This is a genomic window from Aminobacter niigataensis, from assembly GCF_946995915.1.
In the GTDB taxonomy this organism is placed as follows: domain Bacteria; phylum Pseudomonadota; class Alphaproteobacteria; order Rhizobiales; family Rhizobiaceae; genus Aminobacter; species Aminobacter niigataensis.
In genome coordinates this window covers 3,087,568-3,114,327 of sequence record NZ_OX341517.1, presented here as the reverse complement: position 1 = coordinate 3,114,327, position 26,760 = coordinate 3,087,568, and the positions used below count along the sequence as shown (strand labels likewise).

Annotated in this window: 30 protein-coding genes; 14 read left to right on the top strand and 16 right to left on the bottom strand. The window is 63.7% G+C overall.

All coding sequences use genetic code 11. The features are described from left to right. Positions 1 to 15 precede the first annotated feature (15 nt). From O1Y97_RS15185 to O1Y97_RS15170, 4 genes are all read right to left on the bottom strand, one after another. A complete protein-coding gene (locus O1Y97_RS15185) occupies positions 16 to 1,581 on the bottom strand; it encodes an amidase (protein WP_318761554.1) in 1,566 nt (521 codons plus the stop codon). Between the two features lie 68 nt (positions 1,582 to 1,649). Next, the gene (gene gatC / locus O1Y97_RS15180; protein WP_108607972.1) at positions 1,650 to 1,937 is read right to left on the bottom strand and encodes an Asp-tRNA(Asn)/Glu-tRNA(Gln) amidotransferase subunit GatC; all 288 of its coding nucleotides are present in this window, start codon (positions 1,935 to 1,937) and stop codon (positions 1,650 to 1,652) included. An 83-nt stretch (positions 1,938 to 2,020) separates the two neighbouring features. Further along, the gene (locus O1Y97_RS15175) at positions 2,021 to 2,437 is read right to left on the bottom strand and encodes a hypothetical protein (protein ID WP_404801284.1); all 417 of its coding nucleotides are present in this window, start codon (positions 2,435 to 2,437) and stop codon (positions 2,021 to 2,023) included. A 34-nt stretch (positions 2,438 to 2,471) separates the two neighbouring features. Then, on the bottom strand, positions 2,472 to 3,179 hold the full coding sequence (locus tag O1Y97_RS15170) for a metal-dependent hydrolase (protein ID WP_318761553.1): 708 nt from the start codon (positions 3,177 to 3,179) through the stop codon (positions 2,472 to 2,474). 133 nt (positions 3,180 to 3,312) lie between these two features. Here O1Y97_RS15170 and ruvX point away from each other — a divergent pair, with 133 nt between their 5' ends. Beyond that, positions 3,313 to 3,798 carry a Holliday junction resolvase RuvX gene (gene ruvX / locus O1Y97_RS15165; protein ID WP_108607970.1) on the top strand — a complete coding sequence of 162 codons (486 nt, stop codon included), beginning with the start codon at positions 3,313 to 3,315 and terminating at the stop codon, positions 3,796 to 3,798. On the opposite strand, the gene O1Y97_RS15160 is transcribed toward ruvX, so the two are convergent. Beyond that, positions 3,765 to 4,076, bottom strand: a complete 312-nt coding sequence (locus tag O1Y97_RS15160) for a DUF6105 family protein (RefSeq protein WP_108607969.1) — start codon at positions 4,074 to 4,076, stop codon at positions 3,765 to 3,767. The two genes, ruvX and O1Y97_RS15160, sit on opposite strands and share 34 nt — an antisense overlap. Before the next feature lie 201 nt (positions 4,077 to 4,277). Further along, the gene (locus O1Y97_RS15155) at positions 4,278 to 5,906 is read right to left on the bottom strand and encodes an acyl-CoA dehydrogenase family protein (RefSeq protein WP_108609880.1); all 1,629 of its coding nucleotides are present in this window, start codon (positions 5,904 to 5,906) and stop codon (positions 4,278 to 4,280) included. Positions 5,907 to 6,090: 184 nt separating this feature from the next. Between O1Y97_RS15155 and O1Y97_RS15150 the strand changes: the two genes are divergently transcribed. Genes O1Y97_RS15150 through dprA form a run of 4 tightly spaced genes read left to right on the top strand, consistent with a single transcriptional unit; the run spans position 6,091 to position 10,108 of the window. Beyond that, positions 6,091 to 7,056 (top strand): aspartate carbamoyltransferase catalytic subunit, encoded by a 966-nt coding sequence (locus O1Y97_RS15150; RefSeq protein WP_108607968.1) that lies wholly within the window; start codon positions 6,091 to 6,093, stop codon positions 7,054 to 7,056. Next, on the top strand, positions 7,053 to 8,339 hold the full coding sequence (locus O1Y97_RS15145) for a dihydroorotase (protein ID WP_318761552.1): 1,287 nt from the start codon (positions 7,053 to 7,055) through the stop codon (positions 8,337 to 8,339). The genes O1Y97_RS15150 and O1Y97_RS15145 overlap by 4 nt, the downstream gene beginning before the upstream one ends. A 27-nt stretch (positions 8,340 to 8,366) precedes the next feature. Beyond that, entirely contained in the window at positions 8,367 to 8,978 is a 612-nt protein-coding gene (gene plsY / locus O1Y97_RS15140) for a glycerol-3-phosphate 1-O-acyltransferase PlsY (RefSeq protein WP_318761551.1), read from the top strand. After that, complete coding sequence (gene dprA, locus O1Y97_RS15135) at positions 8,975 to 10,108, top strand: DNA-processing protein DprA (protein ID WP_318761550.1); 1,134 nt, start codon at positions 8,975 to 8,977, stop codon at positions 10,106 to 10,108. The genes plsY and dprA overlap by 4 nt, the downstream gene beginning before the upstream one ends. Here dprA and O1Y97_RS15130 read toward each other — a convergent pair. Then, positions 10,070 to 10,276, bottom strand: coding sequence for a hypothetical protein (locus tag O1Y97_RS15130; RefSeq protein ID WP_108607964.1), 207 nt, complete (start codon positions 10,274 to 10,276; stop codon positions 10,070 to 10,072). The two genes, dprA and O1Y97_RS15130, sit on opposite strands and share 39 nt — an antisense overlap. Before the next feature lie 290 nt (positions 10,277 to 10,566). Between O1Y97_RS15130 and topA the strand changes: the two genes are divergently transcribed. The 6 genes from topA (at position 10,567) to rpmG (ending at position 18,235) form a co-directional block, all read left to right on the top strand. Then, on the top strand, positions 10,567 to 13,179 hold the full coding sequence (topA, locus tag O1Y97_RS15125; protein WP_318761549.1) for a type I DNA topoisomerase: 2,613 nt from the start codon (positions 10,567 to 10,569) through the stop codon (positions 13,177 to 13,179). Between the two features lie 6 nt (positions 13,180 to 13,185). Further along, the gene (gene rnr, locus O1Y97_RS15120; RefSeq protein ID WP_318761548.1) at positions 13,186 to 15,504 is read left to right on the top strand and encodes a ribonuclease R; all 2,319 of its coding nucleotides are present in this window, start codon (positions 13,186 to 13,188) and stop codon (positions 15,502 to 15,504) included. 2 nt (positions 15,505 to 15,506) lie between these two features. Continuing rightward, on the top strand, positions 15,507 to 15,944 hold the full coding sequence (locus tag O1Y97_RS15115) for a DUF983 domain-containing protein (RefSeq protein ID WP_318761547.1): 438 nt from the start codon (positions 15,507 to 15,509) through the stop codon (positions 15,942 to 15,944). Positions 15,945 to 16,017: 73 nt separating this feature from the next. Further along, a complete protein-coding gene (locus O1Y97_RS15110; protein WP_318761546.1) occupies positions 16,018 to 16,758 on the top strand; it encodes an NUDIX hydrolase in 741 nt (246 codons plus the stop codon). A gap of 9 nt (positions 16,759 to 16,767) precedes the next feature. Then, positions 16,768 to 17,964 carry an MFS transporter gene (locus O1Y97_RS15105; protein WP_318761545.1) on the top strand — a complete coding sequence of 399 codons (1,197 nt, stop codon included), beginning with the start codon at positions 16,768 to 16,770 and terminating at the stop codon, positions 17,962 to 17,964. Between the two features lie 103 nt (positions 17,965 to 18,067). Beyond that, positions 18,068 to 18,235 (top strand): 50S ribosomal protein L33, encoded by a 168-nt coding sequence (gene rpmG / locus O1Y97_RS15100; protein WP_019173400.1) that lies wholly within the window; start codon positions 18,068 to 18,070, stop codon positions 18,233 to 18,235. Between the two features lie 64 nt (positions 18,236 to 18,299). Here rpmG and O1Y97_RS15095 read toward each other — a convergent pair whose 3' ends face one another. The 3 genes from O1Y97_RS15095 to O1Y97_RS15085 form a co-directional block, all read right to left on the bottom strand. Continuing rightward, positions 18,300 to 18,959, bottom strand: coding sequence for an esterase/lipase family protein (locus O1Y97_RS15095; RefSeq protein WP_246389501.1), 660 nt, complete (start codon positions 18,957 to 18,959; stop codon positions 18,300 to 18,302). A 434-nt stretch (positions 18,960 to 19,393) separates the two neighbouring features. Continuing rightward, a complete protein-coding gene (locus tag O1Y97_RS15090) occupies positions 19,394 to 20,767 on the bottom strand; it encodes a PleD family two-component system response regulator (RefSeq protein ID WP_318761544.1) in 1,374 nt (457 codons plus the stop codon). A gap of 31 nt (positions 20,768 to 20,798) precedes the next feature. Further along, positions 20,799 to 21,170, bottom strand: a complete 372-nt coding sequence (locus O1Y97_RS15085) for a response regulator (protein WP_108607955.1) — start codon at positions 21,168 to 21,170, stop codon at positions 20,799 to 20,801. Between the two features lie 214 nt (positions 21,171 to 21,384). Between O1Y97_RS15085 and O1Y97_RS15080 the strand changes: the two genes are divergently transcribed. Continuing rightward, positions 21,385 to 21,684 (top strand): DUF3572 domain-containing protein, encoded by a 300-nt coding sequence (locus tag O1Y97_RS15080; RefSeq protein WP_318761543.1) that lies wholly within the window; start codon positions 21,385 to 21,387, stop codon positions 21,682 to 21,684. Continuing rightward, entirely contained in the window at positions 21,681 to 22,334 is a 654-nt protein-coding gene (locus O1Y97_RS15075) for a hypothetical protein (RefSeq protein WP_318761542.1), read from the top strand. The genes O1Y97_RS15080 and O1Y97_RS15075 overlap by 4 nt, the downstream gene beginning before the upstream one ends. 9 nt (positions 22,335 to 22,343) lie before the next feature. Here the strand turns inward: O1Y97_RS15075 and folK are convergent, their stop codons facing one another. Genes folK through folP form a run of 3 tightly spaced genes read right to left on the bottom strand, consistent with a single transcriptional unit; the run spans position 22,344 to position 24,065 of the window. Then, positions 22,344 to 22,868, bottom strand: a complete 525-nt coding sequence (gene folK, locus O1Y97_RS15070; RefSeq protein ID WP_108607952.1) for a 2-amino-4-hydroxy-6-hydroxymethyldihydropteridine diphosphokinase — start codon at positions 22,866 to 22,868, stop codon at positions 22,344 to 22,346. Then, positions 22,852 to 23,211, bottom strand: coding sequence for a dihydroneopterin aldolase (gene folB, locus O1Y97_RS15065; RefSeq protein ID WP_108607951.1), 360 nt, complete (start codon positions 23,209 to 23,211; stop codon positions 22,852 to 22,854). The genes folK and folB overlap by 17 nt, the downstream gene beginning before the upstream one ends. 5 nt (positions 23,212 to 23,216) lie before the next feature. Further along, positions 23,217 to 24,065, bottom strand: coding sequence for a dihydropteroate synthase (gene folP / locus O1Y97_RS15060; RefSeq protein WP_318761541.1), 849 nt, complete (start codon positions 24,063 to 24,065; stop codon positions 23,217 to 23,219). Between the two features lie 149 nt (positions 24,066 to 24,214). Here folP and O1Y97_RS15055 point away from each other — a divergent pair, with 149 nt between their 5' ends. After that, positions 24,215 to 24,829 (top strand): DUF922 domain-containing Zn-dependent protease, encoded by a 615-nt coding sequence (locus O1Y97_RS15055; RefSeq protein WP_108607950.1) that lies wholly within the window; start codon positions 24,215 to 24,217, stop codon positions 24,827 to 24,829. A gap of 8 nt (positions 24,830 to 24,837) precedes the next feature. Here the strand turns inward: O1Y97_RS15055 and O1Y97_RS15050 are convergent, their stop codons facing one another. The 3 genes from O1Y97_RS15050 to O1Y97_RS15040 all read right to left on the bottom strand — a co-directional run bounded on the left by O1Y97_RS15050 (position 24,838) and on the right by O1Y97_RS15040 (position 26,747). Next, a complete protein-coding gene (locus O1Y97_RS15050; protein WP_108607949.1) occupies positions 24,838 to 25,866 on the bottom strand; it encodes an NAD(P)/FAD-dependent oxidoreductase in 1,029 nt (342 codons plus the stop codon). 85 nt (positions 25,867 to 25,951) lie between these two features. Continuing rightward, positions 25,952 to 26,272 (bottom strand): 2Fe-2S iron-sulfur cluster-binding protein, encoded by a 321-nt coding sequence (locus tag O1Y97_RS15045; RefSeq protein ID WP_108607948.1) that lies wholly within the window; start codon positions 26,270 to 26,272, stop codon positions 25,952 to 25,954. A gap of 100 nt (positions 26,273 to 26,372) precedes the next feature. After that, a complete protein-coding gene (locus O1Y97_RS15040; protein ID WP_108607947.1) occupies positions 26,373 to 26,747 on the bottom strand; it encodes an Hpt domain-containing protein in 375 nt (124 codons plus the stop codon). Positions 26,748 to 26,760: the final 13 nt, after the last annotated feature.

Here is a 26,760-nt window from a genome sequence, read left to right as displayed (position 1 = left end):
ACCGTCCCTATGCGCCTACCACCACTTTTCCGGCTGGAAGCGGCCCGCCGCCTGCTCGATGACATGCGCGGTCTGGAACAGCGTTTCCTCGTCGAACGGCCGGCCGATGAGCTGGAGACCGAGCGGCAGGCCGTGACCGTCGAGCCCGGCGGGCACTGCGATACCCGGCAGGCCGGCCATGTTGACCGTCACCGTGAAGATGTCGTTGAGGTACATCTTGACCGGATCTGCGGCCATGTCCTGGTCCGCGATACCGAAGGCGGCCGAAGGCGTTGCCGGTGTCAGGATGACGTCGACGCCGGCGGCGAAGGCCAGCTCGAAGTCGCGCTTGATCAGCGTGCGCACCTTCTGCGCCTGCAGGTAATAGGCGTCGTAATAGCCCGCCGACAGCACGTAGGTGCCGATCATGATGCGGCGCTTGACCTCGCGGCCGAAACCGGCGGCGCGGGTGTTTTCGTACATCTCGATGATGTCCTTGCCCGGCACGCGCAGGCCGTAGCGGACGCCGTCGTAGCGGGCGAGGTTCGAAGACGCCTCGGCGGGTGCCACGATGTAATAGGCAGGCAGTGCGTATTTCGTGTGCGGCAGTGAGATGTCGACGATCTCGGCGCCCGCGTCCTTGAGCCAGGCAATACCCTTCTGCCACAGCGCCTCGATGTCGTCGGGCATGCCGTCGACGCGGTATTCCCTGGGAATGCCAATCTTCATGCCCTTGACCGACTTGCCGATCGCCGCCTCGTAGTCCGGCACCGGCAGATCGACGGAGGTGGTGTCCTTGGCATCGACCGACGCCATCGACTTGAGCAGGATCGCGGCGTCGCGCACGTCACGGGCGATCGGGCCGGCCTGGTCGAGCGACGAAGCGAAGGCAACCGTGCCCCAGCGCGAAACGCGGCCATAGGTCGGCTTGATGCCAACTGTGCCGGTGAAGGCGGCAGGCTGGCGGATCGAACCGCCGGTGTCGGTGGCAGTTGCGCCGGCACAGAGGAAGGCCGAGACCGCCGCTGCAGAGCCACCGGACGAACCGCCGGGCACCAGCTGCATGGTGTCGTAGCTGCGGCTCTCCTCGACGCCGCCGGGCAGCACGAAACCGCTGCCGCCGTCATGGAAGGTCGGCTTGACCGTGGTCTGCACGCGCGAGCGCCGCCACGGGTTGACCACCGGGCCGTAATAGGACGTCTCGTTCGACGAGCCCATGGCGAATTCGTCCATGTTGAGCTTGCCGAGCATCACCGCGCCATCGGCCCAGAGATTGGCCGTCACGGTCGATTCGTAGCGTGGCTCGAAACCGTCGAGCACATGGCTGCAGGCCTGGGTGTGCACGCCTTCGGTAGCGAATAGGTCCTTGATGCCGAGTGGAATGCCTTCGAGCGCCCCGCCCTCGCCCTTGGCGAGCTTTGCGTCGGAAGCCTTGGCCATCTCGCGCGCCTTGTCGGGCGTGGTGGCGACATAAGCGTTGAAGGTCGGATTGGCCTGCTCGATGGCCGAGACATAGGCGTTGGTCAGCTCGGAGGCGGTGATCTCCTTGCCGCGCAGCTTTTCGCGCGCTTCGGCAATCGTCAGTCGGGTCAGATCGGTCATGGCGAAATCACTTCGGGTCAGGCAGCCGAAAGCTGCTTTTGATGGAATGCGGAACGGGCGGCCAGGGCCTATTCCACCACTTTCGGCACGAGGAAGAAATTCTCGTCGGTGGCCGGCGCATTGGCGACGATGTCGGCTGCCTTGCCGCCGTCGGTTACGGCATCGACGCGCTTCTTCATCTCCATCGGCGTGACCGACGTCATCGGCTCCACGCCCGATACGTCGACCTCGTTGAGTTGCTCGACAAAGCCGAGGATTGCGTTCAATTCGCCGGTCATGCGCTGGGCGTCGTCTTCGCTCACCGCGATGCGGGCGAGATGCGCGACGCGCTTGACTGTCTTGAGATCAACGGACATCGAAAAAACTCCGGAAAGCCGGGAAAATGGTCAGGTCGGGCTATAACGACGCCGCGCGCGCGGCGCAACATCGATGATCGGGCTCACGGCATGGTGACGCCGTCGCACAGATAGTAGGTGCCGGCATTGTTGGTCTGGCCGCCCTCGGCATCGACTGTGCGGACAGAGACGAGATCGAGTTGCGTCGGGCTCAATTCGAGGATGGAAAGCGTGTCGGGGAACAGGTGGCCGGGCTCCTGGCAGAGAGCCGTCACGGCCCATGCCGGCGCACGCGTAGCTCGCGTAACGTTGAGGAATTCGCAATTGTACTCGACGCTTTCGATTCCGCTCGCGGACAGGACCAGGCCTCCGGCGTCGACCACCGTCTGAAGCGTATCCTTCTTGGCCTGGGCGCAGAGTTCTTCGGACTGGAGATAGACGCCCTTGATAAAGTCCTCAGCCGATGCCTCGGAAACGCCGAGCCAGAGCAGGGAAACCGTCGCCAAATTTCTCCAGTTCATCATCGCTCACCCCAATCGCACAGATCGCACCCGATCAAATGTCTATGGCTACGCCCACTTTCGGCAGCATCACTTCGACGCCCGAGCCTTCGAGGCCATCGACGAAGCTTTCCGCCGTCTGGTCGATGATCGGGAAGGTAGCGAAGTGGCATGGCACCACCGTCTCGAACTTGAAGAAGCGCCGGCAGGCGAGAGCCGCCACCGCACCGCCCATGGTGAAGCGGTCGCCGACAGGCACCAAGCCGATAGCCGGCTCGTGCAGCTCGTTGATCAAGGCCATGTCGGAGAAGATGTCGGTATCGCCCATGTGGTAGAGCGTGCGCTCGTCGGCGAAATGCAGCACCAGCCCGCCGGGATTGCCGAGATAGGTATTGGTGCCGCCAGGCCCGCCCGCGGAAGACGAATGTTGAGCTGCAACGAAGGTGGTAGTGAAGCCGCCGCAATCGACGGTACCGCCGATGTTGCCGGGATTGATCACCTTGTCGCTGACGCCCTTGCCGACGAGGTACATGCAGATCTCGAAATTGGCGACGAGCATCGCACCGGTCTTTTTCAGGATGGCGGCGGCATCGCCGATATGATCGTCATGCCCGTGGGTAAGGAGCACGTGCGTGACGCCTTCCGCCGCAGCCTCCCACGACTTGCCCCAGGAGGGATTGCCGCTCAGGAACGGGTCGATCAGGATCGTGGCGCCTGCCACTTCGATGCGGAATGCCGAATGTCCATACCAGGTCAGTTTCATCGTTTCGGCATTCCTCGCAATTTCGTTGGCCAAAGGATAGAACGCACCAAGCTCCTTTCAAAGGGGCCGATACGCAAATTCAAGGTGTTAGCACTTCCACCGGATGCGCACCTCAAGTCATAAGGAACGCCGCTTGGCCATCGCTACGATTGAACAACTGCCTGAGCTGCTGGCCGGTGGCAAGACGCTGGCCGGCCTAGACCTCGGCGACAAGACGATCGGCGTTGCCGTGTCCGATCGCGGCCTGTCGTTCTCGCATCCGCGCCCGGTGATCATCCGCAAGAAGTTCACGCTCGATGTCGCAGCCCTGCTTGCCATGCTGGCCAAGGAAAATACCGGCGCAATCGTGATCGGCCTACCCATCAACATGGACGGTTCCGAGGGCCCGCGCGCCCAGAAATCACGTGCCTTCGTGCGCAATGCAGCCAACCTGACCGAATTGCCCTTCATTTTCTGGGACGAGCGGCTGTCGACGGTGGCAGCGGAACGCGCACTGATCGAGATGGACGTGTCGCGCAAGAAGCGCGAAGGACGCATCGATTCGGCCGCCGCTGCCTTTATCCTGCAAGGCGTCTTGGACAGGCTTCAGACGCTGGGCGCCGATTCCGCGGAAGAATAGCGCGCCCGCAGCACTCTCACTCTTTCAGCGATCTGCTTGCGGCGACGGAACGCCCAGATCGCCAGAATGACCAGCGTATCGAAGAAGAAGGCCTTGGCCATCAACCACGGGATCGTCGCGGGATCGATACCGAGTATTTCGCCATAGAGCTCGAAGATGGCAAGGTTGAACCGGCGCGACAGCATCCAGTAGCCGAAATGCATGTCGTAGATCGACAGGAAGTACCAGCCCCAGAAAAGCACCAGCGGCGCAGCCCATATGGCAAAGATGTAGCGCATCAGCCGAGCCCCCAAGCACATGGCCCGGCGGCGTCAATGTCTGGCAACTGGTTCAAAAAGGCCCGCATCGGGAATCCCGCTTCTTTGCAGAAGACAGTGGGCCCGACGGATGCGCCATGCAACGTAAACCATTCATTAAGGTTAACGACCGACGGGCTGACGTGGCCCCCGGTGCCACCGCAAAACCGGCAGCGCCGCGGTTCAGCCGGCCTGCGGATAGAGCGTGTCGATAATCAGCCGCGAATCGTGTCGTGCGTCGAGCATGCCGTAGGTACCGCGCCACTGTCCGGCGAGCCGGGTCTCGATGAAGGCATCGGCGATGCGCCCTGCCCCCATCCGGCGCAGCTCCGCAGCCGCAGCCGAAATCGCCAATTGCTCCGTCAGGATGCGCGCCGAGCCCTCGTCGGAGCTTGCGACCTGCATCGCCGCCCTGAGTACCCCCAGGATGCTGCGTCCGCCCGGGCCCAGATCGCGCTCGATGCTCGCAAGCACGTCGTCGAACAGTCCCGGAGCCCGGCCCAGCACGCGCAGCACGTCCAGCGCCATGACGTTGCCCGAGCCTTCCCAGATCGCGTTGACCGGCGCCTCGCGATAGTAGCGCGCGAGCGGCGCTTCCTCGACATAGCCATTGCCGCCGAGGCATTCCATTGCCTCGTAGAGGAGCGGCGGTGCAATCTTGCAGACCCAGTATTTGACGACCGGGGTCATGGCACGCGCAAAGGCCGCCTCGCCGCGGTCCGATGCCGCTTCGTCGAAGGAGCGCGCCAGGCGGAAGGCGAGTGCGGTAGCACCGGCGACATCGAGCGCCATGTCGGCCAGCACGCGCTGCATCAGCGGCTGGTCGACGAGATTGGCGCCGAAAACCTGGCGGTGGCGGGTGTGGTGCACGGCTTCAGCCAACCCCGCCCGCATGATTGCCGAGGACGCCACGGCACAATCGAGGCGCGTCAGCGTCACCATGTCCATGATCGTCTTGACGCCGCCGCCGGGCTCGCCGACCAGGTCGCCGATGGCGCCCTGGATCTCGACCTCGGACGAGGCATTGGAACGGTTGCCGAGCTTGTCCTTGAGGCGCTGGAACTGCAGCCCATTGGCCGAACCGTCGCTCAGGATGCGCGGAACCAGGAAACAGGACAGCCCCTCCGGCGCCTGCGCCAGCATCAGGAAGGCGTCCGACATCGGCGCCGACATGAACCACTTGTGGCCGTTGAGCCGATAGAAGCTGCCACCGGCACGTTCGGCCCTGGTGGTGTTGGCGCGCACATCGGTGCCGCCCTGCCTCTCGGTCATCCCCATGCCGAGCGTCAGGCCGGCCTTCTCGACCGGCGGCTTCTGAGCCTGATCGTATTTGCGAGTGGTGACGCGCGGTGCCCATTCGCGGAACAGCTTCGGGCTCGCCATCAGGGCTGCCAGCGAAGCGTTGGTCATGGTGATCGGGCACAGATGCCCGCATTCGAGTTGCGCAGTCAGATAAAAGCGTGCGGCTCGCACCTGGTGCCGCCGGCCGGTTTCCGTGCCGCCGTTCTCCCATACGGAAGAATGCAGCCCGCCGGCGACCGAACGGCGCATCAGCGCATGATAGGCCGGATGAAACTCGACCTGGTCGATGCGTCGGCCCTGTCGGTCGTGTGTCCTGAGCTTCGGCACCTCGCTATTGGCGAGCCGCGCCAGGTCCTGGGCTTCCTGGTTCAGCACGAAGCGTCCGAGGCCGTCGAGGTCGCGACGGACCGGCTCTGAAAAGCTCTCTGCAATCTGGATCAGCAGCGGATCTCCGCGCCAGGCATTGCTGCCCGTCAGCGGAGGGGGCTGGTTCGGCACGTCCTGCGTCACGCCTTGTCCTTCATCGGTGTGGGCGACGGGCACGAATCCGCAGCCATGGCCGGCTTTATAGCCGAAATGCTTAGCGATAGCTTATGGCGCAGCTTGCCCGCGACGAAAATCCCGTGGGAGAACTTTCATCATCGAAATGCCGGCTTGCGGGTCACTTAAGCACAGCCTATAGCAGCGCCTTGAGATGACAGACCTTTCGTCCCTGCCGCCCTACCCGCACCGCCATCTTCTTGGCATCCGCGACCTTTCTCCATTCGACATCGAATTGCTGCTCGACCGGGCCGATGCCGCGGTGTCGATTTCGCGTCAGTCGGAGAAAAAGACCTCGACGCTGCGCGGGCGCACCCAGATCAACCTGTTCTACGAAGCCTCGACGCGCACGCAGTCGTCGTTCGAGCTCGCGGGAAAGCGCCTCGGCGCCGATGTCATGAACATGTCGGTCGCAAGCTCTTCGGTGAAGAAGGGCGAAACGCTGATCGACACGGCGATGACGCTGAATGCGATGCGACCCGACATCCTCATCATCCGCCACCAGTCGGCCGGTGCCGCCGCCCTGCTCGCGCAGAAGGTCGGCTGCTCGGTGGTCAATGCCGGCGACGGCGCCCATGAGCACCCGACGCAGGCGCTGCTCGACGCCCTGACCATACGTCGTGCCAAGGGCAGCATCGCCCGGCTGACGGTAGCGATCTGTGGCGACATCCTTCACTCGCGCGTTGCGCGCTCCAATATCTTGTTGCTCAACGCGCTCGGCGCGCGCGTCCGTGTCGTGGCGCCTTCGACGCTGCTTCCCTCGGGCATCGCCCAGATGGGAGTCGAGGTAACGCAGTCGATGGCCGATGGCCTCAAGGACGCCGACGTCGTCATGATGCTGCGTCTGCAGCGCGAGCGCATGGCCGGCGCCTTCGTGCCTTCGGTGCGCGAATATTTCCGCTACTACGGCCTCGACGCCGAAAAGCTGAAGGCGGCCAAGCCCGACGCGCTGGTGATGCATCCCGGCCCGATGAACCGTGGGGTCGAAATCGCCTCCGAGATCGCCGACGGGCCGCAGAGCGTCATCCAGGAGCAGGTGGAGATGGGCGTCGCCGTGCGCATGGCGGTGATGGAAGCGCTGCTCGACCCGCGCCGCAATCGCGATGGACAGAACGCATGAGCATCACGGTTTTCCAGCGCGCCCGCATCGTCGACCCCTCGCGTGGCACCGATGAGACCGGTTCGGTCATCGTCGACGGCAAGAAAATCGTCGCAGCAGGTGCCGACGCGCTCAACCAGGGCAGTCCCGGCGGCGCCGAAGTCATTGATTGCGCCGGCAAGACGATCATCCCCGGCCTGGTCGACAGCCGCGTCTTCATCGGCGAACCCGGCGGCGAGCATCGTGAAACGATCGCCTCGGCAAGCGTTGCCGCTGCTGCCGGCGGCGTCACCTCGATCGTCATGATGCCCGACACCGATCCGGTGATCGATAACGTGGCCCTCGTCGAATTCGTGCTGCGGACCGCCAAGGAAACCGCATCGGTCAACGTCTTCCCTGCCGCAGCCATCACCAAGGGCCTCGAAGGCCACGAGATGACCGAGTTCGGCCTGCTGCGCGAAGCGGGTGCTGTTGCCTTCACCGATGGACGCCACACCATTGCCAATTCGCTGATGATGCGCCGGGCGCTGACCTATGCCCGCGATTTCGATGCCGTGATCGCGCATGAGACGCAGGATGCCGACCTCGCCTCGTCGGGGGTGATGAACGAAGGGCTCTATGCCAGCTGGCTGGGGCTTTCGGGCATTCCGCGCGAAGCCGAGACCATCCCGCTCGAACGCGACCTCGCGCTCGCGCGCCTGACACGCGGCCGCTATCACGCTGCCAAGATCTCGACGGCCATGGCAGCCAGCGCCGTTTCGCGCGCCAAGGCGGACGGCGCCAAGGTGACGGCGGGTGTTTCGATCAACAGCCTGTCGCTCAACGAAAACGACGTCGGCGAGTACCGCACCTTCTTCCGGCTGGCGCCACCGCTGCGCGCCGAGGAAGACCGCCTCGCCATGGTCGAGGCCCTGAAGGACGGCACCATCGACGTGATCGTGTCGTCGCATGACCCGCAGGACGTCGACACCAAGCGCCTGCCCTTCGCAGATGCCGCCGCGGGCGCGATCGGGCTGGAGACGCTGCTCGCCGTCGCATTGCGCCTGCATCACAACGACGATGTCCCGCTGCTGCGTATCATCGATACGCTTTCGACCGCTCCGGCACGACTGTTCGGCCTGCCAGGCGGCACGCTGAAGCCGGGTGCGGTTGCGGATCTGGCGCTCGTCGACCTCGGCGAGCCGTGGGTGGTGCGCGAGGCCGACATCCGCTCGCGTTCCAAGAACACCTGCTTCGAAGGCGCGCGCCTTCAGGGCAAGGTCTTGAAAACCTTGGTCGCCGGACGCACAGTGTTCTCGGCCTGACGGCCACGGGGGAGAAGAAATACCTTGATGCCGGATGACATTTTTCCGACGGCTCTACACGTGCTCGTTGCAGCCGCCGTATTCGGCTATCTCCTGGGCTCGATTCCATTCGGGCTGCTGCTCACGCGTGCGGCCGGCCTGGGCGACGTGCGCAAGATCGGCTCGGGCAACATCGGCGCCACCAATGTGCTGCGCACGGGCAACAAGAAACTGGCGGCAGCAACGCTGCTGCTCGATGCGCTCAAGGGCACCGTGGCCGTGGTCATCGCAGCGCGCTGGAGCCATGACGCAGCGCTTGCCGCCGGCCTCGGCGCCTTCATCGGCCACCTCTACCCGATCTGGCTCGGCTTCAAGGGTGGCAAGGGTGTGGCGACCTATCTCGGCGTCCTGTTCGGCCTTTCGGGGCTCGGCGCCCTGGCCTTTGCCGTCACCTGGCTGCTCGTCGCCTTCGTCAGCCGCTATTCGTCGCTTGCAGCCCTGACGGCAGCGGTGATGGTGCCAATCGCACTTTATATGACTGACATGCCCAAGGCAGCCGGCCTGCTGGCGCTGATGAGCGTCATCGTCTTCATCCGCCACCGCGCCAACATCTCGCGCCTGCTCGCCGGCACCGAATCGCGGATCGGATCCAAGGGATGAACCAACCCGCCGCCGGGCCGCATCTCAGCGACCGGCAGCGGCTCCACTGGCTGCGCCTTATCCGCACGCCGAATGTCGGCCCGGCCAGCTTTCGCGACCTGATCAACCGCTTCGGCTCGGCCGAAACCGCGATCGAGATGCTGCCCGAGATTATGATGGCGGGCGGCGCCAGCCGGCTGGTCAAGGTTCCTTCCGTCGCTGAGGCTGAAGCGGAAATGCAGGCGGCGCGCCAATGCGGCGCGCGTTTCGTGGCGCTTGGCGAGCCGGACTACCCCCAGATCCTCAAGCGCATGGACCATCCCCCGCCGCTGCTCGCCGTCAGGGGCACAGGCGCTATTTTCAGCCTGCCGCCGGTGGCGATCGTCGGTGCGCGCAACGCTTCTCTCGCCGGAATCAAGATGGCGCGGACGCTGGCTGCGGAACTCGGCCGGAACGGCTATGCGGTTGTTTCAGGCCTGGCGCGCGGCATCGACACCGCCGCCCACCAAGGCAGCCTGGATACCGGAACGGTTGGCGTGCTGGCCGGCGGGCTCGACCGCCCCTACCCGCCTGAGAACATCGGCCTTTGCGACGAGATCGCCGAGCGCGGCGCGGTCGTATCGGAAATGCCGTTCGGCTGGGAGCCCCGCGCGCAGGACTTTCCGCGTCGCAACCGCATCGTCGCAGGCCTTGTCCTCGGACTGGTGGTCGTCGAAGCGGCAAAACGATCGGGTTCGCTGATCAGTGCGCGGCTGGCCGGCGATATGGGACGGCTGGTTTTCGCCGTGCCCGGCTCGCCGCTCGACCCGCGCGCCGCCGGCACCAATGGACTGCTCAAGGACGGTGCCACGCTGGTGACCGAGGTCGGCGACATACTCGAGGCCTTGGCGCCATTGGTCGGGGGCCAGTCCTACGTCGCAGCCAGCATGGAAGAGCCGCCGGATTTCAGCGCCACGCCACCGCCCGCCGACAGCGACCGCGCCCGGGTGATCGAAGCTTTGGGGCCGGTACCGGTCGAAGTCGATGAACTGATCCGTCATACCGGGCTTCACCCGGCGCAAATCTTCATGATCCTGCTGGAACTGGATCTTGCCGGACGGCTCGAGCGCCACTCAGGCGGACGTGTTTCGCTTGTTGATCCCGATGTTTGACGGCCGATCACCGCGTATCACATCTCCAGCCTCGACATAGGCCATCTCGATCAAATAGGCGAGCATGCCGCAGCGCTCGGCTTCCGCCATGATGCGGAGTTGCCCCAGCATCGACTGGATATAGTCCAGCGTTTCGGCTCGCCTACGTGTTGGCGGCGGCTTGTGCATAGAATTGGCTTTCCTTTTGTCTTGCCGCCCGGTGTTGAGCACAGGATCCGGTGCCGATCTCCACACGGGAAACCGGCCCAACCAGCAATGGCAGAAGCGTAGCAAATCTACTAACAATTGCAATAGCGCCGATTAATATACCTTAGGTTGTATTGCCGATGTCAGCCGGCGTTTTTGGCCCCGTCCCCTTGACCAGACTGAAAAGGGCGGCCATGTGACGTGCGAATTGAAAATTCTTCGCCACGCGCCGTTGCCGTTGTTTTGGCGCTTCACTGGAAAATCAGCCACATATGGACGTCGTTGTCGTCGAGTCACCGAACAAGGTGAAAAGCATCAACAAGTATCTGGGCAAGAACTACAAGGTTCTGGCCTCGTTCGGCCATGTCCGCGATCTGCCGGCCAAGGATGGCTCGGTCAAGCCGGATGACGATTTCGCCATGTCCTGGGCTGTCGACACCGCGTCGGCGAAGCGGCTCACCGAAATCGCCAAGGCGGTCAAGGAAGCCGATGGCCTGATCCTCGCAACCGATCCGGATCGCGAGGGAGAAGCCATCGCCTGGCACGTGCTCGAAGTGCTGAAGCAGAAGCGCGTCCTCAAGGACAAGACCATCAAGCGCGTCGCCTTCAACTCGATCACCAAGCAGGCGGTTCTCGAGGCAATCGCCAATCCGCGCGAGATCGACCCGCCACTGGTGGACGCCTATCTGGCACGCCGGGCGCTCGACTATCTCGTCGGCTTCACTCTTTCTCCCGTGCTCTGGCGCAAGCTGCCGGGCGCCCGCTCGGCCGGTCGCGTCCAGTCGGTGGCGCTGCGCTTCGTCTGCGACCGCGAGGCCGAGATCGAGCGTTTCGTGCGCGAAGAGTACTGGCAGATCGCAGCTATTCTCGGCACGCCGCGCGCGGAAAATTTCGAGGCAAGGCTCACCGTCTATGACGGCAAGAAGCTGCAGAAGCTCGACATCTCTTCGCAGGCGATGGCCGATGACATCAAGGCGATGCTGGAGGGGGCAACCTTCAAGGCACTGTCGGTCGAAGCCAAGCCGACCAGGCGCAATCCGAGCGCCCCTTTCACCACCTCGACCTTGCAGCAGGCGGCATCCTCGAGCCTCGGCTTTTCCGCAAGCCGCACCATGCAGGTCGCCCAGCGCCTCTATGAGGGCATGGAGATCGGTGGCGAGACGGCCGGCCTGATCACCTATATGCGTACCGACGGCGTGCAGATGGCACCCGAGGCAATCGAGGCCGCGCGCGAGGCCATCGGCAAGGAGTTCGGCGCAAGGTACCTGCCCGAGAAGCCGCGCCAGTATACGACCAAGGCCAAGAACGCCCAGGAAGCGCACGAAGCCATCCGGCCGACCGATTTCTCGCGCACGCCGACCGAAATGCGCAAGTTCCTCGATGCCGACCAGGCCCGTCTCTATGAGATCATCTGGAAGCGGGCGATTGCCAGCCAGATGCAGCCGGCCGAGATCGAGCGCACCACCGTCGAGATCGAGGCGCGCAATGGCGCCAGGACGGCCGGCCTGCGCGCCGTGGGCTCCGTCACCCGCTTCGACGGCTTCATCGCCGCCTACACCGAGCAGAAGGACGAGGATTCGGAAGACGAGGAAAGCCGTCGCCTGCCCGAGATCCGTGCCGACGAGACGCTCAAGCGCGAATCCGTCAACGCCAGCCACCACACCACCGAGCCTCCGCCCCGCTATTCCGAGGCGAGCTTCATCAAGAAGATGGAAGAGCTTGGCATTGGCCGTCCCTCGACTTATGTCGCGACGCTGAAGACGCTCGAAGAGCGCGACTATGTAAAGATCGAGAACAGAAAGCTCATTCCGGAGCCCAAGGGGCGGCTCGTGACCGCCTTCATGGAGAGCTTCTTCCAGCATTATGTGGAGTACGACTTCACCGCCTCGCTGGAAGAGAAGCTCGACGAGGTTTCCGACGGCAAGCTCGCCTGGCGCGACGTGCTGCGCGATTTCTGGAAGGACTTTTCCGGCGCCGTCGATGACATCAAGGAACTGCGCGTCACCGAAGTGCTCGATGCGCTGAACGAGGAACTCGCCCCGCTCGTCTTCCCCGAGCGCGAGGACGGCTCGAACCCGCGCATCTGCCCGAAATGCGGCACCGGCAACCTGTCGCTCAAGCTCGGCAAATACGGTGCCTTCGTCGGCTGTTCGAACTATCCCGAATGCGGCTTTACCCGCCAGCTCGACGGCCCCGGCGGCAATGGCGAGAATGGCGGCCTGGAAGACGGCACCAAGGTGCTGGGCACCGATCCCTACACCAATGAGGAGATCACCCTGCGCAGCGGCCGCTTCGGCCCCTACATCCAGCGCGGTGACGGCAAGGAAGCCAAGCGCTCCAGCCTGCCCAAGGGCTGGTCGGCGGCATCCATCGACCACGAAAAGGCGCTTGCCCTGCTGGCACTGCCACGCGATGTCGGCCAGCACCCGGAGTCGGGCAAGATGATCTCGGCAGGTCTTGGCCGCTACGGCCCGTTCGTGCTGCACGAAGGTACCTACGCCAATCTCGAAAGCATCGAGGACGTGTTCTCGATCGGCCTCAACCGCGCCGTCACCGTGCTTGCCGAGAAGCAGGCCAAGGGCAAGGGTGGCCGCGGCAGCACGCCGGCCGCACTCAAGGATCTTGGCGAGCATCCCGCCGGCGGCGGCAACATCACCGTGCGCGACGGCAAGTACGGTCCCTATGTCAATTTCGGCAAGGTCAATGCTACCCTGCCGAAGGGCAAGGACCCCGCCACCGTGACCGTCGAGGACGCGCTTGCGCTGATCGCCGAAAAGGAAGCGAAAGGCGGAGGCGGCAAGAAGCCGGCCCGCGGCGGAGCCAAGAAGGCAGCCGGCAGCGCGACCAAGAAGCCAGCCGCCAGCAAGGCCAAAAAGAAGGACTGACCGACCTTGGCGCGAAAGATTTCCGGACGAAACGCCGGCACCAGACGCGCCGCAAGCGACGAGGTCCGCGGCAAGGACGTCTATCGCCCCTCGCGTGACGAGATTCTGCGCTACATCGCGGAGAATCCCGATCGCAGCGGCAAGCGGGACATTGCCAAGGCCTTTGCGCTCAAGAACGAAGACCGCATCTGGCTGAAAGAGCTGTTGCGCGAACTCCAGGACGAGGGCCTGCTGGAGAAGAGCCGCAAGCGCCTGAGCCGGGTCGGCGCCCTGCCCCATGTCGCCGTGCTAGACATCTTCGGTCGCGACACCGAGGGCACGCTCCTGGCGCGTGCTTCCGAGCAGCCGGACGGTCCCATCGTTGCCGTCAAGACATCCCGTACAAGCAACGGACCGACGCCCGGCGTCGGCGACCGCGTGCTGGCAAAGACCTTCCCGGTCGAGGGGTATCTCGGCGACGAGAACGAGCCGGCCTATACCGCCCGCATCATGAAGGTGTTCGAAAAGCGCAGCGATACCGCGCTCGGCATCTTCCGCATCCTCAAGGACGGCACGTTCCGCATCGAGCCGGTCGAGCGCCGCCAGCCCGAACTGGTGGTCGACAAGGACTCCCAGAACGGCGCCAAGGACGGCGACCTTGTGGAGGTGGTCCCGGAGCGCGCCAGCCGATATGGGCTGCCGCGCGCCAAGGTGGTCTCGGTTCTGGGCTCGCTGACCAATGAGAAGGCGGTCTCGATGATCGCCATCCATGCCCACGAGATTCCGCACATCTTCCCTGCCGAGGTGATCGCCGAGGCTGAAGCAGTCAAACCGGCGACGCTCGACGGCAAGCGCGAGGACTGGCGGGAGCTGCTGCTGGTCACCATAGATCCGGCGGACGCCAAGGACCATGACGACGCCGTCTATGCCGAGCCGGATACGGATGAAAAGAACCCCGGCGGCTTTATCGCCACCGTCGCCATCGCCGACGTCGCGGCCTATGTCCGCCCCGGCACAGCTCTCGACCAAGAGGCACTGAAGCGCGGCAACTCGGTCTATTTCCCCGACCGCGTCGTGCCGATGCTGCCCGAACGCATCTCCAACGATTTGTGCTCGCTGCGCGAAGGCGTCGACCGGCCGGCACTTGCCGTGCGCATGACGTTTTCGGCCGAAGGCCGCAAGGTCAGGCACTCCTTCCACCGCATCATGATGCGCTCGTCGGCCCGCCTCGCCTATCCGCAGGCGCAGGCCGCCATCGACGGCGTGCCCGACGACAAGACCGGGCCGATCCTGGAGACCATCCTCAAGCCACTGTGGGCGGCCTACGACGTGCTCAAGCGCGGCCGCGACAGCCGCCAGCCGCTCGAACTCGACCTCCCCGAAAGAAAGATCCTGCTCAAGCCCGACGGCACGGTTGACCGCGTCATCGTTCCCGATCGCCTCGACGCCCACAAGCTGATTGAGGAGTTCATGATCCAGGCCAACGTCGCGGCGGCCGAAACCCTGGAAAACAAAAAGCAGAAACTCGTCTACCGCATCCATGACGGCCCCTCGCTTGCCAAGCAGGAATCGCTGCGCGAGTTCCTGCAAACGATCGGTCTGTCATTGGCGCGTGGCGCCGAGATGCGGCCAGCCCAGTTCAACGGAATCCTCGAGCGTGTGCGCGGCGAGGACAACGAGCAACTTGTCAACGAGGTGGTGCTGCGCTCGCAGAGCCAGGCCGAGTACAATCCCGACAATATCGGGCACTTCGGCCTCAATCTGCGCCGTTACGCCCATTTCACCTCGCCGATCCGCCGCTATGCCGACCTCGTCGTCCATCGTGCCCTGATCGCCTCGCTGGGCTTGGGCGCCGGTGGCCTGACGCCGTCGGAAGAAGCACGCCTGGAAGAAATCGCCGGCCTCATTTCGCAGACCGAACGCCGCGCCATGGCAGCCGAAAGGGAGACCGTCGATCGGCTGGTCGCCGGCTTCCTGTCCGAACGGCTCGACGAGACTTTCGAGGCCCGCATCTCGGGCGTGGTCAAGGCGGGACTATTTGTCCAATTGCCGCAATATGGCGCGGATGGTTTCATCCCCGTGTCATCCTTGGGTGACGATTATTACCACTTCGACGAAGCCGCCCGCGCCCTCTTCGGGGAGCGCAGCGGCAAGGGCTACCAACTCGCTGACCGCGTTGAAGTGCGGCTTGTCGAAATCGCCCCGCTGGCTGGCGCCATGCGCTTCGAAATGCTGACCGAACCGAAGCCCCTGCCCGGTTCGAAACGGTCGTTCCACAAGACCAAGGGGCAAAGAACGCGTGCCCGTGCCTCCCAACCGCGGCGAGGTCCGCGCGGCAGGAGATGACGATGGAAGAACAGGTATTCGGTGGCGGCCACCAGCAGGTCGCCCGCGAGGCACGGCCCGTCTGGCCGGCGATCAAGCGCGGCCTGTTCTGCAAATGCCCGAAATGCGGCGAAGGCAAGCTCTTTGCGTCCTTCGTCAAGACTGTCGACCGCTGCAGCGTCTGCCACGAAGAGATATTCCATCACCGCGCTGACGACCTGCCCGCCTATCTCGTCGTCGTCCTCGTCGGCCATATCGTCGTCGGCGCCTTCATGGCCGTCGAAGCCAACGTCACGCTTGCACTGTGGCAGCACCTGCTGATCTGGGTGCCGCTGACGATCGTGTCCGCTCTTGCGCTGCTTCGCCCCATGAAGGGTGGCGTGGTCGGCATGCAATGGGCGCTCTACATGCATGGCTTCGGCGGCGAAGAAGACGCTGTCGACGCGCCCCCGGGGGCCTGACCGGACGCTGGCGCAATGCCAAGTCGCATCCAAGCGCTTCCTTCCACCCCGACATTCCGTTAGGACAGCCGCGATGGATGGCATCAGCAAGACAGAACTCGACAGGCTCGAAGCCAGGGAACTGGTGAAAAACGCCGCCCCCTTGCGTCCGCGCGACGCGGCGACGCTGATCCTGCTCGACCGAAGCGGCGACGATGTGCTGGTGCTGATGGGCCGGCGGCACATGAAGCATGCCTTCATGCCCGGCAAATTCGTCTTCCCGGGAGGCCGCACCGACCCGGCCGACAGCCGCATCAAGGTTGCCGACGAACTTCATCCGGACGAAGAGACCAAGCTGCGTGCCGGCACGGGCAGCGTCAGCATCGCTCGCGCCCGCGCGATCGCGCTGTCGGCGGTTCGCGAGACCTACGAAGAAGCAGGCCTGTTGATCGGTCGACGCGGGGCGTTCTCGACCACCAAGGCCGATTGGCAGGGATTCGCCGAACATGGCGTGGAGCCCAGCCTTGCCTCGCTGCGCTTCATTGCGCGCGCCATAACACCTCCGGGACGCGTTCGCCGCTTCGACACCCGATTCTTGTCGGCCTGGCGCAGCGACGTGGCCGTCGAGCTGCCCGACGGCGGACCGACAAACGAGCTCGAGGAACTTGTCTGGCTGCCGCTGGCCGACGCCGTGGAGGCCGACATTCCGGCCATCACGAAATCAGTTCTCGGCGACCTCCGGCAACGGCTGGCAATCGATCCCGGGCTCAGGCCCGGCGGCGAAGTGCCGTTCTACCGCATGTTCAACCAACGCTTTCGGCGCGACATCCTTTAGGCCTCACATATGCACGAGACCATCCAGGAAGCCGAAACCGTCGAACGCGTGCACTGGCGCTCGATTTCCGCCGCGATCGCCTCGATCAGCGTTGTCGGCATCGCCATCGGTCTGGGCATACCGCTGCTCAGCGTGATCCTTGAATCGCGCGGCTACTCACCCTCGATGATCGGGCTCAATACGGCAGTGGCGGGCATTGCATCGATCTGCGCGGCACCGCTGGCAACCCCGATCGCGATGCGTTTCGGCGTCGTCTGGACGATGTTCGCAATGATCATCGCCGGTGCGGTGGCTTTCGTCGGGTTCTATTTCGCGCCGTCGTTCTGGATGTGGTTTCCGCTGCGGGCGGTACTGCATTTCGCCCTGACAGTGCTGTTCATCCTGTCGGAATTCTGGATCAGCACCTGCGCGCCGCCTCATCGGCGCGGCTTGGTGCTTGGCATCTACGCCACGGTACTGTCGCTCGGCTTCGCTGCCGGCCCGTGGCTGTTCTCCCAGATCGGCAGCACCGGCCTGCTGCCGTTCGGCCTCACCTTCTGTCTCGTCATGATCGCCGCGATTCCCGTCGTTCTGGCGCGCAGCGAGAGCCCCAAGATCGTCTCCGAAGGCGGCAAGGGTGGCTTCTTCCGCTATATCTGGATGGTTCCGACCGCGACGGCAGCCGTGCTTGTCTTCGGTGCCGTCGAGACGGGCGGCTTCGCCCTGTTCCCGATCTATGGCCAGCGGATCGGCTATACCGAGGCCGACGCGGCGCTGCTGCTCACCATGATCGGCCTCGGCAACGTCATGCTTCAGATCCCGTTCGGCATGATCAGCGACCGCATCGCCGACCGGCGCTGGCTGCTGCTGATTTGCGCTGCTACCGGCTTGATCGGCACCCTCGCCATGCCGGTCCTCGCCGGCAACTGGCACGTCATGGCCGGCCTGCTGTTCGTCTGGGGCGGCGTGGTGGCGGCCCTCTACACCATCGGCCTCGCCCATCTTGGCGCGCAGCTTTCCGGCCGCGACCTCGCCTCGGCCAATGCGGCCTTCATCTTCTGCTACGGCATCGGCATGATTCTCGGCCCGCAGGTGATCGGCATCTTCATGGATATCTTCGGGCCAAATGGATTCGGCTGGGCGCTGGCGCTGTTCTTCGGCGGATATATGGTCATCGGCCTGGGCCGAATTGCCGCGAAATCCGGGCTTTCGCGCTCCGAGGCTTGACTTTCCAGGCACGATCTTTATGTGTCCCGCCAGGTTTTCCGCGTCCGGGTTGTTTTCCCGTCCTGAGGCGGGTGCAACTCCAGACAATTAACGGACGAGAATCATGGCCAAGGCTGCAAACATCAAGATCAAGCTTCTGTCGACCGCCGACACCGGTTTCTTCTACGTGACGAGCAAGAACAGCCGCACGAAGACTGAGAAGCTGTCGTTCCGCAAGTACGACCCGGTTGCCAAGAAGCACGTTGAATTCAAGGAAACCAAGATCAAGTAATCTGGTTTTCGCCCGGAATTCCGAAACGCCGCCCAGTGGGCGGCGTTTTTTTTGGGGGGTTAGATCAGTTCCCGAAAGCACGCCGCATCAGTTCACGGAACGTCAGTTCGTGATCGAAGTGCCCGTCGCGCAGAAAATTCAGCGTCTGCGCGATGACAAGCGGATTGTTCATCATGAAGGTATGCGTCGCAGGCAGGACGATGTGGTCCTTCATGCCTTCAAGCTTGGTGCTTTCCACCGAGACCTTGCCGTCGTTCGGGCCCTTGAACATGCCGGACAAGAACGGGTTGAGCGACCGGTCGCCGGCGATGATGCCGAGCTCGAACCGAGCAGGCCCGAGTTCATTGGGAACGCTGTCCGGCCCCGTACCCAGCTGACCGCCGGCTGGGCCATTGACGATTTCGAACAGCTTGAGACCACCCAAGGTGTCGACCAGTTCGGAACCATGATTGGGTGGCGCGAGCATGACGACGCGACCGAGATTTTCGGGGCGGTTCTGCGTGAGCCAAGCCCGTACCAGGATGCCGCCCATGGAATGGGTCACGAAGTGAACCGGGCCGGCCTCGCCGCACTTGGCCACCGACGCATCGACATATGCGATCAACTGGTCGATGGGAACATCGGTCGACGGATAGGCGTCGTTGACGACAGCGTAGTCGAACGAGCCGAGCGTCTCTTCCATCAGCATCAGGGATGCGTCCGTGCGCGCCAGGCCATGGAGCATCACGACGCATTCCCGCGCAGATGCCGCGGTCGAAAATGTCATGAACAAAAGAGCAGCAAGAATACGCATCGAAAACACTAGTCCGAATGCCCGGCCCGGCTCAAGCCGACGCAACGGACAGACAAACCGAAGTGCTTTCGAAAAGGAAAACAGGGGGCCGGTCGGCTGCTGGCAGCGGTACGAGGAGGCCACTATGTGCCAGTGCCGGCCGGCCGACCCCACGGACCCAGGAGATGCGGCGGACCTGAGCATCATGGGGTATCAATTGGGCTTCCGGCCTGTGCTCCTCGTGCCGACGCCCGTCCTTCTTCTCCACTCCACAGTCGCGCAAGATTACTTGAAAATCAACACTTTCTTAACCACGGCTCGCGAATCGCTTGGGTTAAGGTAAACGATTGAGCTTAACGCGCTCGACTATCCGATCCTTGTCGGCGTCAGGCCGCACGCGCGACCACGCGGTTGCGGCCGCGGGTCTTGGCATCGTAGAGCGCGAGGTCTGCACGCTTCATCAGGCCGGCAACCGTGTCGCCTTTGGCGGTCAGCGACGACACGCCGACGCTGACCGTAACCGATACGCCCTTGCCCGCTCCGCTGATTGCAAATGGCGTCTGGGCGACCTCCGCGCGAATGCGCTCGGCGACCATCTCGGCCAGCGCCGCGTCGGTATCGGGCATCACCACGACGAACTCCTCGCCACCGAATCGGCAAGCGAGGTCAATGCCGCGAACGCTCTTCTTCACGCGCCGCGCAAACTCGCGCAGCACCTCGTCGCCGCCATCATGACCAAACGTGTCGTTGATCCGCTTGAAGCGGTCGAGATCGGTGATCATCAGCGAGAGCGGCCTGTGCCGGGCGACGGCGCGGTCGAACAGGCGCGGCAGGTGGCTGTCGAGGTAGCGGCGGTTGTGCAGGCCCGTCAGGCCGTCCGTCACGGCCATCTCGATGGTCTGGCTGACGCTCTGCCTCAGTTCGTCATTGTAGCGCTTGCGGCGCACCTGCGTGCGCAGCCGTGCAATCAGCTCTTCACGGTCGAGCGGCCGCACCAGATAGTCATTGATGCCGAGCTCGAGCCCGCGAATGATGCGGTCGTCCTCTTCCTTGCGGACCAGGAGCACGATCGGCAGCGACCGCGTGCGGTCGAGCGATCGCAGTTGCGAGCACAACCGCAACGGATCGAACTCGGAAAATCCGGTCGACACGATGACGCATTCATAGCTGCCTTCGGCGGCATTGAAGAGCCCCGACTGCGGGTCGGCGGCGATCTGCACGTCTGCAGCGCCGTCCAGCAGCGCACAGATATGGGCCGCCGACGATGTCTGCTCGTCGATCAGCAGCACCTTCGGCATCGTTTCCTGCAGCAACTCGGATCGCGACAATAGCTCGTCCAGGCCGATACTGTGCGTGGTCGAGGCGCGCAGCCTGAGCTCGTCGGTCAGGACCTTGAGCCGAACCAGGCTCTTCACGCGCGTGATCAGCTGCAGGTCGTTGACCGGCTTGGTGAGGAAGTCGTCGGCTCCCACCTCGAGCCCGCGCACGCGATCGGTGACGTGGTCGAGGGCAGTGACCATGACGACGGGGATGTGGGCGGTCGCGGGATCGGCCTTCAGCCGACGGCAGACCTCGAAGCCGTCCATGCCAGGCATCATGATGTCGAGCAGCACGACGTCGACCTTGCCGTCCTCGCAGGCAGCGATGGCGTCCGGCCCATTGTAGGCGGTCTGTACTTCGAAATATTCGGCGAGCAGCCTGACTTCGAGCAGCTTCACATTGGCCGGGATGTCGTCGACGACAAGGATGCGCGCGGTCATGCCAGTACCTCGTGCGAACCCGGCGAGCGCATCAGGCATCACCGAGGTAGGATTTGATCGTCTCGATGAACCGTGGCACCGAGATCGGCTTGGAGATGTAGGCTTCGCAGCCGCCCTGTCTGATCCGCTCCTCGTCGCCCTTCATGGCAAAGGCGGTAACGGCAATGACCGGGATCGTGTGGAGGTCATCGTCCTCCTTCAGCCATTTGGTGACTTCGAGGCCCGAGACCTCAGGCAGTTGGATGTCCATCAGAATGAGGTCCGGCCGGTGCTTGCGGGCAAGATCAAGCGCCTCGAGGCCGTTGCGCGTGCGCACGGTCTCGTATCCGCTCGCCTCGATGAGGTCGCGAAAGAGCTTCATGTTGAGCTCGTTGTCCTCGACGATCATCACCTTCTTAGCCATCGAATTTTCCGCCCCGATTGCACACCAGATGTCGGCGGCAATCATCATGCGCGCCGGATGCGCACACCAACCCCGAATCCAACCTTAACTCAAGAACATTACGAAACGTAAAACACCCCTGCCAAGTCACGGATCGGCCGCCACCGCTTTAGCGGTTGCCGCAAGGCGCGCTTGCAGCTACTCCCTTGGCAAGCCGGAACGAACGGAAATGTCGATGCAAAAGAGCCAGAAAAATCAGGAAAGCGCCGAGGCGCTGGCGGTCCAGGCGCTGGCTTTCGTCGCATCCGATCCGGAACTTCTGCCGCGCTTTCTCGCCATTACCGGCATCGAAGCGCAACAAATTCGCCGCGCGGCCCAGGAGCCGGGATTCCTGGCAGGCGTGCTGCAATTCATCCTCGCCCACGAGCCGACACTGCTGCGGTTTTCGCAAGAAGCAGGCATAGCGCCGGCAGAAGTCGGCATCGCCGCCCGTGCCCTGCCATTGGGCAATGACGACCACGAACGTTCGTCATGAGCGAAGACCCGGAGACCGCGCGCCAGATCGCGGAGCTTGCCCGCGACACCCGCCCGCTGCTGGTGCTCGACGTCGACGAGGTGCTGCTGGAATTCATGGTGCCCTTCATGCGCTTCCTCGACGCGCAGGGGCTGGTTTTCCTGGCCAAGTCGTTCAGGCTGACTGGCAACATCGTCGACCGGAAAACGCAAACCCCGCTGGACCAGACTGCGGTATCAGGGCTGCTCGACGGTTTCTTCCTTGCGCAGCGCGAATGGCAGACGGCGGCACAAGGGGCGGCGGACGCCGTGGCAAACCTCGCCGGCGGAGCCGAAGTGGTCATGCTGACAGCCATGCCGCACCGGCATCGCGACGTCAGGCGGCTGCATCTCGACGCGCTCGGCTTTCCCTACCCACTGCTGACCACGGAAGCGGCAAAGGGACCGGCCCTCAGGCAACTGAGAGGCGAAAGCGCCCGCCCGGTCGCCTTTGTCGACGACATTCCCTACAATCTGGTTTCGGTACGCGACTCCGTCTCCGACGCGTATCTGTTCAACCTGATGTCCTACCGCGAAATGCGCTTGCTGATGCCACCCATGCCGGACGGCATCGTGGTGGCGGATGACTGGGCCGAGGCCGCGCCGAAGATCGCAGCGGCCCTGGGCCTCTAGCCTTTCAGGCTAATCCTCCAGATTGCGCCACCAGTCGCGCCCTGAATCGAGCCTTTCGATGCCGGCGCTGTCGAGTGCTGTCGCCCATTCGGCCGACGACTTGCCCGCCAGAACGAGCTCCGGCGCGATTTCCGCCAGCGGCACCATGACGAAAGCCCGGTCGAGCATGCGCGGATGCGGAATTTCCAACCCGACGTCGCTGACATTGCTTTCTCCGTGCAAAAGCACGTCGATGTCGATCAGCCGTGGGCCCCAGCGCTCGACGCGCACCCGCTTGAGCCTGCGCTCCACCTCCAGGCAAAGCTCCAGGAGGTCGAGCGGCGACAGCGAAGTCGCAACCTCGGCAGTGACGTTGAGAAAATCGGGTTGGTCGACCTTGCCCCAGGGCGGCGTGCGGTGCAGCGACGAAACCGTCACCACGCGCGTCTGGCCGCTGGCATCCAGCATGTGCAGCGCCGCGGCCATAGATTTCGCCGGATCGCCAAGGTTGCCGCCGAGACTGAGAAACGCCCGCTCCTCAGCCTGGCCAGACAACGGTCACCTCTACATAATCCAGGACACCAGGCACCGGCGCATTCGGCTTGCGAACGGTGATCTCCGCCTTCTTGATCTGCGGGAAACGCTCAGCCAAGGCCCTGCCGCATTCCTGCGCCAGCGCTTCGATGAGGAAACGCCGTTCGCCGGTGATGATCGCTTCGATGACCTGGAAGGCAACGCCGTAGTCGACGGTGCTCTCCATCGAATCGTCCTCCAACGGAAGCGAGGGATCGACCGTCAGCTCGGCATCGACATAGAAGCGCTGGCCAAGGGTCTCTTCTTCGTCGAACAGGCCGTGCCGGGCAAAGAAGGCGCAGTTTTTCATTCGGATGAGGTACATCGAGGTCAGTGTCCCGGCAGGTTGGTCTGGCGCGCCAGCATAGCATCCGCGAATGCCAGTGCGTCCACGTTGATTGCGACATTGTGGACGCGGAAGATCTGCGCGCCCTTCATGCGGAGAATGACGCTTGTCGCCGCCGTTCCCGCATCGCGGTCGGCAGCTTCGCGTCCGGTTACATGGCCGACGAAACGCTTGCGCGACGTGCCGGCAAGCAGCGGATATCCAAGCTCGCAAAGCTCCGAAAAGCGCGCCATCAGCTCGAGATTCTCGTTTTCGTCCTTTGCAAAGCCGAAGCCCGGATCGAGCATGATCTGCTCGTCGCGCACGCCGGCCTCGCGCGCGATCTCCAGCGAGCGGCGCAAGAAGGCAAACTGATCGTCGATCACGTCGGCCAGCTTGGCGCGGTCGCGGCCTGTATGCATGATGACGAGCCCTGCCCCGGTCTCGGCGGCGACCCTTGCGATGCCGGGCTCGCGCTGCACGCCCCATACGTCGTTGACGACATGAGCGCCGGCGGCCACGGCAAGGCGCGCCGTCTCCTCGCGATAGGTATCGACCGAAATCAACACGTCGCCTGAACTGGCAAGCTGGGAAATGACGGGAAGGACACGATCCTGTTCCTCGGCGGCCGAAACCGGCGCAGCCCCTGGCCGCGTCGATTCACCGCCGACATCGACGATGACGGCGCCTTCCGCCACCATGCGCCTGGCCTGTTCGATCGCCTGCGCGGGTGCATCGAAGGCGCCGCCATCGGAAAAACTGTCAGGCGTGACGTTGAGGATGCCCATGACAAGCGCCCTGTCGCCAAGATCGACATAGCGTCCATGCGCCAGTTGCCATCGTTTACCGGTCATGCCGTCGCCACAAAAGAACTCCAGAGCACAGACCGCGTCACGAAATATCAACGCTTGCAGCATCAACTCGCCGTGCGGCCACTTCTTGCGGCACCGATTTCCATTGCGCCGCCAACGCCCCTAACGCAAGGTAGGCCAAGAGGCAACTAATGAAGCAACTCTTCCTCGCCGCCCTGCTCGCTGGAGGCATTTGCCTACCCGTTCAGGCGGCAACCGTGTCGAAATCCTACAGCTATTTTACCATCACCGGCAAAACGCTCGACGAAATCGAACAGCAGCTGATGACGCGCGGCCCCGAGGTCAAGAGCACCGGCGGCAGGCACCCCGGTGCAACGCAAATGGAGTTCACCAGCCGCATCGGTTACGCCGAGGTCAAGGGCGGCTGCGCCATCGTCTCGGCCCAGGTCAGCGTCAAGGCCAAGGTGATCCTGCCTCGCTGGCGCCAGAACGGCAAGACGGCCCAGGACGTCAAGCTGATCTGGAATACGCTTTCCTCCGACATCAAGCGGCACGAAGAAAGCCATGTCGTGATCGCCAAGAACCACGCCCGCGAACTGGAACAGGCGCTGAAGGCGGTCGGCAAGCAGAAGACGTGCGAGCTCGCCGCTGCCAAGGCCAAGGCCACCAGCGATCGCATCCTCGGCGCCCATGACCGTGCGCAGGAAGAGTTCGATCGCATCGAGGGTATCAATTTCGAGAGCCGGATCATCAGGCTGCTGCGCTATCGCCTGGAGCGCATCGACGCCGGCAAGATCAAAGGCTGAGCGGCGCCCTAGTCCGGGACGCCAAGTTTCTTGTGCAGGCTCGTCGACGACGTCGTGTACTGGAACACGATCCGCTCCTTGGGGCTGATGACGTGCTTGGCCGCCTGGGCCATCAGCGCCGCCTCGTGAAAGCCCGACAGGATCAGCTTCAGCTTGCCGGGGTACCAGTTGATGTCGCCGATGGCGAAGATACCCGGCTCCGAGGTCTCGAATTTTTCGGTATCGACCGGGATCTGGTTTTCGTGGAGATGAAGGCCCCATTCGGCTACTGGCCCGAGCTTCATCGTCAGGCCGAAGAACGGCAACAGACGCGTGCAGGGAACGACGACTTCGCTTTCCGGCCCCTTGACGGTGATCGAACTGAGCTTACCGCCTTCGCCGGAAAGCGCCGAGACCTGGCCGATCACCAGATCCAGCGCACCAGCTTCCTGGAGCGCATGCATCTTGTTGACATTGTCGGGCGCCGCACGGAATTCCGGCCGGCGGTGGACCAGGGTGACCCGTCTTGTGATGGGCTGGAGATTGAGGCTCCAGTCGAGTGCCGAATCCCCGCCGCCGACCACGACGACGTCGTGGCCGCGGAACTCTTCCATGCGCCGGACCGAATAGCTGACGCTTGATCCTTCATAGGCTTCGATGCCGGGGATCGGCGGCCGCTTGGGCTGGAACGAACCGCCACCCGCAGCGATCACCACCACCTTGGCCTCGAATACCTCGTCCTCGTCGGTGGTGACGCGAAAGCCACCGCCCTCCAGGCGCTGCAGTGCCGTCACCATGCGGTTGAAGGTGAAGCCCGGCTTGAACGGCGCAATCTGCTGCAGCAGCTTGTCGACCAGTTCCTGCGCTCCGACGACGGGATAGCCCGGAATATCGTAGATCGGCTTTTCCGGATAAAGCTCGGCACATTGTCCGCCCGGCCGGTCAAGGATGTCGATCAGGTGGCAGCGCATGTCGAACAGGCCGAGCTCGAACACGGCGAACAGCCCGATGGGACCGGCACCGATGATCAGGACGTCGGTATGGGTAATGTCGCTCAAAGCCGCCCTCGCCGCTCACGCATGCACATATAAGGAATGTGCATGAGATGGAGTGCCATGCCAAGCGAGGCACGGATCGGGAGGCTTAGCCCTGGCGCTCGGGAACGGTGACGACCAGGCCGTCGAGCTCGTCCCTGACCTTGATCTGGCACGACAGGCGCGAATTCGGCTGCACTTCGTAGGCGAAGTCGAGCATGTCTTCTTCCATTGCCTCGGGCTCGCCGACGATCGCCGTCCAAGCATCATCGACATAGACATGGCAGGTCGCGCAGGCACAGGCGCCGCCACATTCGGCCTCGATGCCGGGAACCGCGTTGCGGATGGCATTTTCCATCACCGTCGAGCCGTTTTCGGCTTCGACTTCGAAACGCGTGCCGTCATGGGCGATGTAGGTAAGCTTGGTCATGCTCGTTCCTAAGAAAGATCACCCGGCAGATAATCACTCCACCGAGCAAGTCAACTGCGGCGCGAACGCGCCGCATCGTGTCGGGATCGAGATGGAAGCCCTAGCGGCTGATCGCGGCGATGAAATCGCGCACTTCGTCGATCAGTCCGGCAAGGCGCTTGACCAGCCTGGCATCGTCCGGGCGCGCCTCCAGCTCGGCGACGCAATCGGCGATCGGAAACGCACCGACGCCACGCGCCGCCCCCTTGAGGGCATGGGACAGCCTGAGGCGCTCGGCCAGGTCAGCCGAGGACATGGAATCGCGAACGGAAAGCGCCTGATGGACGAACATGTCGAGCACTTCGCGCTCGACGTCTCGGTCGCCGATGGTCTGGCGCGACAGGTGTTCGAGGTCGATGGGACGGCCATGTGAGGCGCCAGAAGATTCGCCCCCCGGCATGCCGAAGGCCACCGAACCGGTTTCGCGCGTTACCATTCAACCCCTGCCT

Excerpts from the sequence above, each read along its gene's own strand:
- O1Y97_RS15185 (WP_318761554.1), bottom strand. The coding sequence starts at position 1,581 with ATGACCGATCTGACCCGACTGACGATTGCCGAAGCGCGCGAAAAGCTG.
- gatC (WP_108607972.1), bottom strand. The coding sequence starts at position 1,937 with ATGTCCGTTGATCTCAAGACAGTCAAGCGCGTCGCGCATCTCGCCCGC.
- O1Y97_RS15175 (WP_404801284.1), bottom strand. The coding sequence starts at position 2,437 with ATGAACTGGAGAAATTTGGCGACGGTTTCCCTGCTCTGGCTCGGCGTT.
- O1Y97_RS15170 (WP_318761553.1), bottom strand. The coding sequence starts at position 3,179 with ATGAAACTGACCTGGTATGGACATTCGGCATTCCGCATCGAAGTGGCA.
- O1Y97_RS15160 (WP_108607969.1), bottom strand. The coding sequence starts at position 4,076 with ATGCGCTACATCTTTGCCATATGGGCTGCGCCGCTGGTGCTTTTCTGG.
- O1Y97_RS15150 (WP_108607968.1), top strand. The coding sequence starts at position 6,091 with ATGACAGACCTTTCGTCCCTGCCGCCCTACCCGCACCGCCATCTTCTT.
- O1Y97_RS15145 (WP_318761552.1), top strand. The coding sequence starts at position 7,053 with ATGAGCATCACGGTTTTCCAGCGCGCCCGCATCGTCGACCCCTCGCGT.
- plsY (WP_318761551.1), top strand. The coding sequence starts at position 8,367 with ATGCCGGATGACATTTTTCCGACGGCTCTACACGTGCTCGTTGCAGCC.
- dprA (WP_318761550.1), top strand. The coding sequence starts at position 8,975 with ATGAACCAACCCGCCGCCGGGCCGCATCTCAGCGACCGGCAGCGGCTC.
- O1Y97_RS15130 (WP_108607964.1), bottom strand. The coding sequence starts at position 10,276 with ATGCACAAGCCGCCGCCAACACGTAGGCGAGCCGAAACGCTGGACTAT.
- topA (WP_318761549.1), top strand. The coding sequence starts at position 10,567 with ATGGACGTCGTTGTCGTCGAGTCACCGAACAAGGTGAAAAGCATCAAC.
- O1Y97_RS15115 (WP_318761547.1), top strand. The coding sequence starts at position 15,507 with ATGGAAGAACAGGTATTCGGTGGCGGCCACCAGCAGGTCGCCCGCGAG.
- O1Y97_RS15110 (WP_318761546.1), top strand. The coding sequence starts at position 16,018 with ATGGATGGCATCAGCAAGACAGAACTCGACAGGCTCGAAGCCAGGGAA.
- O1Y97_RS15105 (WP_318761545.1), top strand. The coding sequence starts at position 16,768 with ATGCACGAGACCATCCAGGAAGCCGAAACCGTCGAACGCGTGCACTGG.
- rpmG (WP_019173400.1), top strand. The coding sequence starts at position 18,068 with ATGGCCAAGGCTGCAAACATCAAGATCAAGCTTCTGTCGACCGCCGAC.
- O1Y97_RS15095 (WP_246389501.1), bottom strand. The coding sequence starts at position 18,959 with ATGCTCCATGGCCTGGCGCGCACGGACGCATCCCTGATGCTGATGGAA.
- O1Y97_RS15090 (WP_318761544.1), bottom strand. The coding sequence starts at position 20,767 with ATGACCGCGCGCATCCTTGTCGTCGACGACATCCCGGCCAATGTGAAG.
- O1Y97_RS15085 (WP_108607955.1), bottom strand. The coding sequence starts at position 21,170 with ATGGCTAAGAAGGTGATGATCGTCGAGGACAACGAGCTCAACATGAAG.
- O1Y97_RS15080 (WP_318761543.1), top strand. The coding sequence starts at position 21,385 with ATGCAAAAGAGCCAGAAAAATCAGGAAAGCGCCGAGGCGCTGGCGGTC.
- O1Y97_RS15075 (WP_318761542.1), top strand. The coding sequence starts at position 21,681 with ATGAGCGAAGACCCGGAGACCGCGCGCCAGATCGCGGAGCTTGCCCGC.
- folB (WP_108607951.1), bottom strand. The coding sequence starts at position 23,211 with ATGTACCTCATCCGAATGAAAAACTGCGCCTTCTTTGCCCGGCACGGC.
- folP (WP_318761541.1), bottom strand. The coding sequence starts at position 24,065 with ATGACCGGTAAACGATGGCAACTGGCGCATGGACGCTATGTCGATCTT.
- O1Y97_RS15055 (WP_108607950.1), top strand. The coding sequence starts at position 24,215 with ATGAAGCAACTCTTCCTCGCCGCCCTGCTCGCTGGAGGCATTTGCCTA.
- O1Y97_RS15045 (WP_108607948.1), bottom strand. The coding sequence starts at position 26,272 with ATGACCAAGCTTACCTACATCGCCCATGACGGCACGCGTTTCGAAGTC.
- O1Y97_RS15040 (WP_108607947.1), bottom strand. The coding sequence starts at position 26,747 with ATGGTAACGCGCGAAACCGGTTCGGTGGCCTTCGGCATGCCGGGGGGC.